Source organism: Marinifilum sp. D714 (genome assembly GCF_030851345.1).
Taxonomy (GTDB): domain Bacteria; phylum Bacteroidota; class Bacteroidia; order Bacteroidales; family Marinifilaceae; genus Marinifilum.
In genome coordinates, this window is the sequence record NZ_JALPNU010000047.1 from 1 (window position 1) to 5,328 (window position 5,328).

The window sequence follows — 5,328 nt, forward strand, 5'->3', positions numbered from 1 at the left end:
CGTAGGTTTCGTGATCAGTCATCTTTGTGTTTCAATTTTACTCGTACAAAGATGTGTGTTTAGAAGTTTCCCCACAAGTTTTTTACTTGATCCTTTATTCTCCTTGCATCTTCATTATGAGTCCTAATACATGGAAACATCTAAGGAAAGTGGTTAGAATAATTATAATTCCTAATAAGTTAAAATAAAAGAGATATATTAAAGAATCGGTATGCAAACTCATCCTAAGGATATATATTAGCATAGAAACTAACACAAGGGAATAAACACCATATTTTAAGATGTCAATCGCTCTTTTATACATTTTTGAAGCAAGGAATATTTTAAAAGGACTACTTGAGTTAGATAATTTTTCTTCGGATAGAATTTGCCCTGACTTTAGAGTCAATAGAATTGTAATTAAGGTTAGGATAAATCCTGAGATGGTAAGTCCTATTGCTCCTATATCAGATGATAAATTAGAACTTTTTACACCAGTAGGTAAAGTAATTTTATCGTAATAATTCAACCAAATAAGCACACAAATAAGAACTATTGAAAAACTATAATCATATAATATTGGCCTTTTGTAGTATCTGTCAAGTATTTTCATGATGCTTTAATTTAGGCTTTTATTTAAATACTCATTAAAAGCTGTATTCGTTTTTTCGAATAAATCTTTTGTATCAAGATTGCCAGGAGTTTTTTGTTGACAATTAATTGTAATTTCTTGCTTTCCTTTCATTAGATTAAAAACTTCATCTTTACCATTTTCTTTTTCAAATTGTAAGTAAAAGTCTTCAAACTCTTCGCTTATTTTATTATCATCTTTAATTGCTTTTAGTATCTTTTTTACTAATGATACTGCGTGTCCATTTTTCTTACCATTTGATTTTCCTCTTTCTTTAAAAATAGCGTCAACAACAATGGATTTAGGATTAATTGTGCCTGCAAGTGCTGTCATATTTGTTATGAAAGCATCACCAACCTCATTATAGATATGTTTTAATCTATCTGGTCGAGTTCTTATTTTAAACCTTAATACATCTGAAATGGAATCAAGTACATAGTTTATAGGCCTTTTCATATGAATTTCAGCCTTACATGCTTTTGAAATACAGAGCATTTTGTAGGATGAAATATATCTGAAATAGAATTCAATATCTGAAATTCTAGGGCCATGATAATTATATTCACAACATACTACTGGAGTTGAACGTTCCAAGTCAATGTAAAAATTAGTAGTTTCAGCAATAGCTTTATTTCCTAATTGATTGAATGGAGTAAGAGCGTAATCCTTTCGATCTACAAGAGTAGGTATCTTATTATCCCTAATTAGGGCCATTTTGCACTTGTATTTTTTCTCTCTGGCTAAGTACGCTGCACTAATTATGAATAAATTTCTTGGCTCTTCGTCAGTTCTGCCTTCGTGTCTATCAATTACAATTGCTTTCCCATTTTGAGTCCTTTCATCATTTATTCTTTGTATAGATTGCTTAAGTATATGGGAAGAGTTTGTTGTTTCTACATTTTCTTTATGCGGTGTGAAAGAAAAGTTAAATAAATGGAACTTTACGGGAACTGTTGGTTTTGTAACTTTAAGTTGAGTCATTGTTTGTTATTGTGGTTTTATTTTGTTGATAATTAAAGCTACAATAACAAACAAGAGAACAAAATTATATTAATAAATGCTAGTATATTATTAAAGTAAGTGTACCTCTTTATTGATTCGTGTTTAATTTCTACTTCTTAAATTAATCATCCTACCAATTCAAGGAGAAATTCCTATTGCTCTATGCGTTTTGATCTTAATACTATTTTTTGCAGTTCATACTCTTAGTAGTTCCTCAGCCAAAGTCCCTTTAGTAAGCTATCTAACGTTTGGGCAATCCCTTGTGGTTGCCCTTATAGCCCATAGCCCATACTTGTAGTGGTCTGTATCAGCTTCTTACCCTTTGACAGTCTGGTGCTAGCTTTTAAGCAGTACCATCTGACTACTTGCTAGCAGATCTTTGGGCTGTCACTTTTCGGGTACCCACAAGGAGCACCCTCACATTACTTGCAGCTTGGTAAGGGGACTGATGAGGTGTTGCTGATGCCCATGAGAGGGTACGGGTAACCACAAGAGCGGATACCCACGAGAAGTTACATGTACCCACAAGAGGACATGTTACCTCTTTTGCCAGTTTGCTGGGTTGTTTTTGATGTAGTCAGAGATGCGATCGAAAGCACCATCGTTTCGGATGATGTGTTCGTAGTAGTTGCGTAGCCATAAGCGTTTTTGGTACGCTTGCCAGCCTTGCTCTTTTACGCCTTTGATGTACTCCACCGTAGTGATTGACTTAAAAGCCCCTATTATACTGCCTACCGTTTGAGCGACGCCTTGTGCTCGCCCGTCAGCAATGCTTTGTGCCTGCCCTTCACGGGTACCCACGAGGGGCACCCTGACATGATTTTCAGCTTCGTTACGGGCACCCACAAGGGATGCCCCCACATTATTCACAATATCGGTTATTTCTATAATTCCATGAAAGTGGTCGGGCATCACCACGAACTCGTGCAGTTCGATATTCGGAAAGCGACTCTTTAATTTGAGCCATTCCAATTCTATCATTTTACCAGCATCATTCAAAAGCATTACACCATTGTCAATTTTACCGAAAAGGGGCAATCGGTTTTGACATACCAAAGTGATAAAGTACAAGCCTTCCTTTGAATAATCGTACCCTTTTAATCGTATGGATTGTCGGTTTGGTAATTTCTGATTCATAATACTATAATATAAAAAAGAGCCCCGAAGGGCTCTTCATCTTATGAGTATAGAAAACTACTCAGCAGCCTCTTCGGCTGGAGTTTCTTCCTGTTCCTTTTTAGGAATCATTTTATTGTATTCGTCAATCAATTGATTGATACGATTGTTAATGGTATCGTAAGAACCGTCTGCACTAAGGGTTGTATGAGCTTGCAAGTGTGCCAATAATTCGCGATATGCTGCTATAATTTGCTTGCGCAACTCTACAGATTTTACATCAGGAGCATCGGCTCTTTCATTCACTCTGGCCTTGAATTTTGTATCGAATAGGGTGTTTTCAGCTTTTAACTTGTTTACCCATTCGGTTAAGGCAAGCGTGGTAATTGCAGTGCTTAAATCAGCATTGCCTTCCCATTTGTTGATAATTCCATTTAGTGTATTGGTTTCTTCTACATACTTTAGGCGAGTAAAACCATTACCGAAAGGCGTTAAAGAATTTTCGAGAGCAATGGCAGCTTCCTGTTTCACAGGATCGAAGTGATGTGCAAAAGATTGAATTTGCAAATCGATTCCCCACCATGTTGCATCTCTTTTTCCATCAAGTTCCACCAACTCGTCTGATATTTCAGAGCCTTTATCGGCCTGTGTTAACTCGAACAATACTGCCACCAGAGGCAGCAAGTCGTCGTATTGTTTTTTCACCAGTAAAGTTTCGGGATTTCCTGCTTGTAGTATTTCTAGCAGGTGTTGGAAAAACTGAACGAATGTTCTGTTCTTTAGCCTTCTGTAATTAATGTTGAAATACATAATAAGTGTGTTATATTTATTAACTAAAAATAAATTTAAGAAATAGTTATTAGATATAATATAGAAAGCCAAATTAATTTTAGGTTCATTTAGTTGGTGAATATATGTTTTACAGCACATAATTAATTTCACTAAATCAGGAACTTAATCCTTGAGGTGTATTTTTGCTCCTGCAGCCTGCAGGAAAGAAAATACACCCTTGAAAAACCTTCCTGCTGCCTGCAGGAAGAAAAATACAGTATGTAAAAAGCTTTCTGCAGTCTGCAGGGAACTTTCTACACCCTGTAGATGACATCCGGCAGTTAACATTCGCATTTCCACGCCCAATATGGATGATTTTATGCTAAAAATGCTTACATTACAGTCAGTTAACCCAATTCAGCCACGCTATGAAAAACAAGTACATCTCTCTTCCCCTATTTTTTATTCTGGTATTCTCTTTTTGTTTCGACGGATTTTCGCAGTGTACCTATCAGCACAAGCTCGATAGCATTGTGCAGTTGTTGGATATGCCTGGTGCAAAATTCTCCATCATTTACCAGGATGGGCGACAGGAAAACTTTGCAACAGGCTATTCGGATTCTATCCGTAAGGAAAGAATGAATTTGCAACACGTAATGTTTTCGGGAAGCATAGGGAAAACCTACGCTGCAGCAGTTTTGTACCAATTGGTTGAAGAGGGTAAAGTCGATTTGAAAGAGAAGTTTTTTAACTACTGCAAAGGGGAGTGCTGGTTGTCGAAATTGCCAAACATTGGAGACATTACCGTGGAGATGCTTTTGCAGCACACCAGTGGTTTGCCGCGTTATATTGAGAACGAGAAGCTGTGGATCGAACTGGAAAAAAATCTCGATAAGGTATGGAGCTATAAGGACCGATTGCAGTATGCATTTGATATGGATGCGGTGCACAAAGCAGGCGAGGGTTGGGCTTATTCCGATACCAATTATTTGCTGATTGGGATGCTGATTGAGAAAGTTACAGACATGAATTATTACGAGGTGGCCAATGCCAGAATTTTAGCTCCGCTGCATTTTAAAGAAACCTATGCGGCTATCCGTCGCGATATGCCACGTTTGCCAATTGGCTATTCGGGTTTGGATGATTTCTTTCATATGCCAAAACAGGTGGTGGTTGATGGAATATATGCTTTTAATCCGCAAATGGAATGGACTGGCGGAGGATATGCGTCCACTACATCAGACCTGGCAAAATGGGCCAAGCTTTACTACGAGGCACTGCTATTTTCAGATGAAACGCTGCAAAAAATTGTGACGCCTAATCCCAATGGGGTTTTAAGCGAGTATGATTCCTATGGTATGGGCAGTTTTATTTTTAAAAGTGCACATGGCAAAGCCTATGGTCATACGGGTTTCGTTCCTGGGTTCCGTTCCATTTTCCTGTATTATCCGGAACAAAAAATTGCCGTGGCCTTTCAAACCAATTGCGATACCTACAAAGGAAAAATGACTCTATTGCATTGTGTCGATGAAATTTTGAAGGCTGAGTTTTGATGAATCATTGATTTCTGGTCATTTTCGAAATGATTTTTTCCCTTTTAGGGAAAATCCTGATAAGGAAAAGGGTGTTTTTAAAATTTTTTACCACTTCACCCTTTAGTCTGTCGACAGTTTCCCTTACAAGGGAAACATTCAAACAGAAGCGTAATATCGTTAATTCGAATAGGGTCCATTTAAAAATGTTAAAAAAATAGGCGCTAATTTCATTATTATTCATATAACTGCTTATTGATTTTTGTTCATTGTTAACTGCTCACTGTTTTTTTTTTT

At 37.0% G+C, this 5,328-nt stretch carries 5 protein-coding genes; 2 read left to right on the forward strand and 3 right to left on the reverse strand.

The features are described from left to right. Positions 1 to 281: 281 nt before the first annotated feature. Entirely contained in the window at positions 282 to 500 is a 219-nt protein-coding gene (locus M0051_RS19385) for a hypothetical protein (protein ID WP_306743228.1), read from the forward strand. A 98-nt stretch (positions 501 to 598) separates the two neighbouring features. Here the strand turns inward: M0051_RS19385 and M0051_RS19390 are convergent, their stop codons facing one another. The 3 genes from M0051_RS19390 to M0051_RS19400 form a co-directional block, all read right to left on the reverse strand. Beyond that, positions 599 to 1,591: a hypothetical protein gene (locus M0051_RS19390; RefSeq protein WP_306743229.1), complete on the reverse strand. Its 993-nt coding sequence runs from the start codon at positions 1,589 to 1,591 to the stop codon at positions 599 to 601. A 558-nt stretch (positions 1,592 to 2,149) separates the two neighbouring features. After that, complete coding sequence (locus M0051_RS19395; protein WP_306743230.1) at positions 2,150 to 2,749, reverse strand: transposase; 600 nt, start codon at positions 2,747 to 2,749, stop codon at positions 2,150 to 2,152. 57 nt (positions 2,750 to 2,806) lie between these two features. Continuing rightward, positions 2,807 to 3,538: a DUF6261 family protein gene (locus M0051_RS19400; protein ID WP_306743231.1), complete on the reverse strand. Its 732-nt coding sequence runs from the start codon at positions 3,536 to 3,538 to the stop codon at positions 2,807 to 2,809. A 389-nt stretch (positions 3,539 to 3,927) separates the two neighbouring features. Here M0051_RS19400 and M0051_RS19405 point away from each other — a divergent pair, with 389 nt between their 5' ends. Beyond that, positions 3,928 to 5,052 carry a serine hydrolase gene (locus M0051_RS19405; RefSeq protein ID WP_306743232.1) on the forward strand — a complete coding sequence of 375 codons (1,125 nt, stop codon included), beginning with the start codon at positions 3,928 to 3,930 and terminating at the stop codon, positions 5,050 to 5,052. The last annotated feature ends 276 nt before the right edge of the window (positions 5,053 to 5,328 follow it).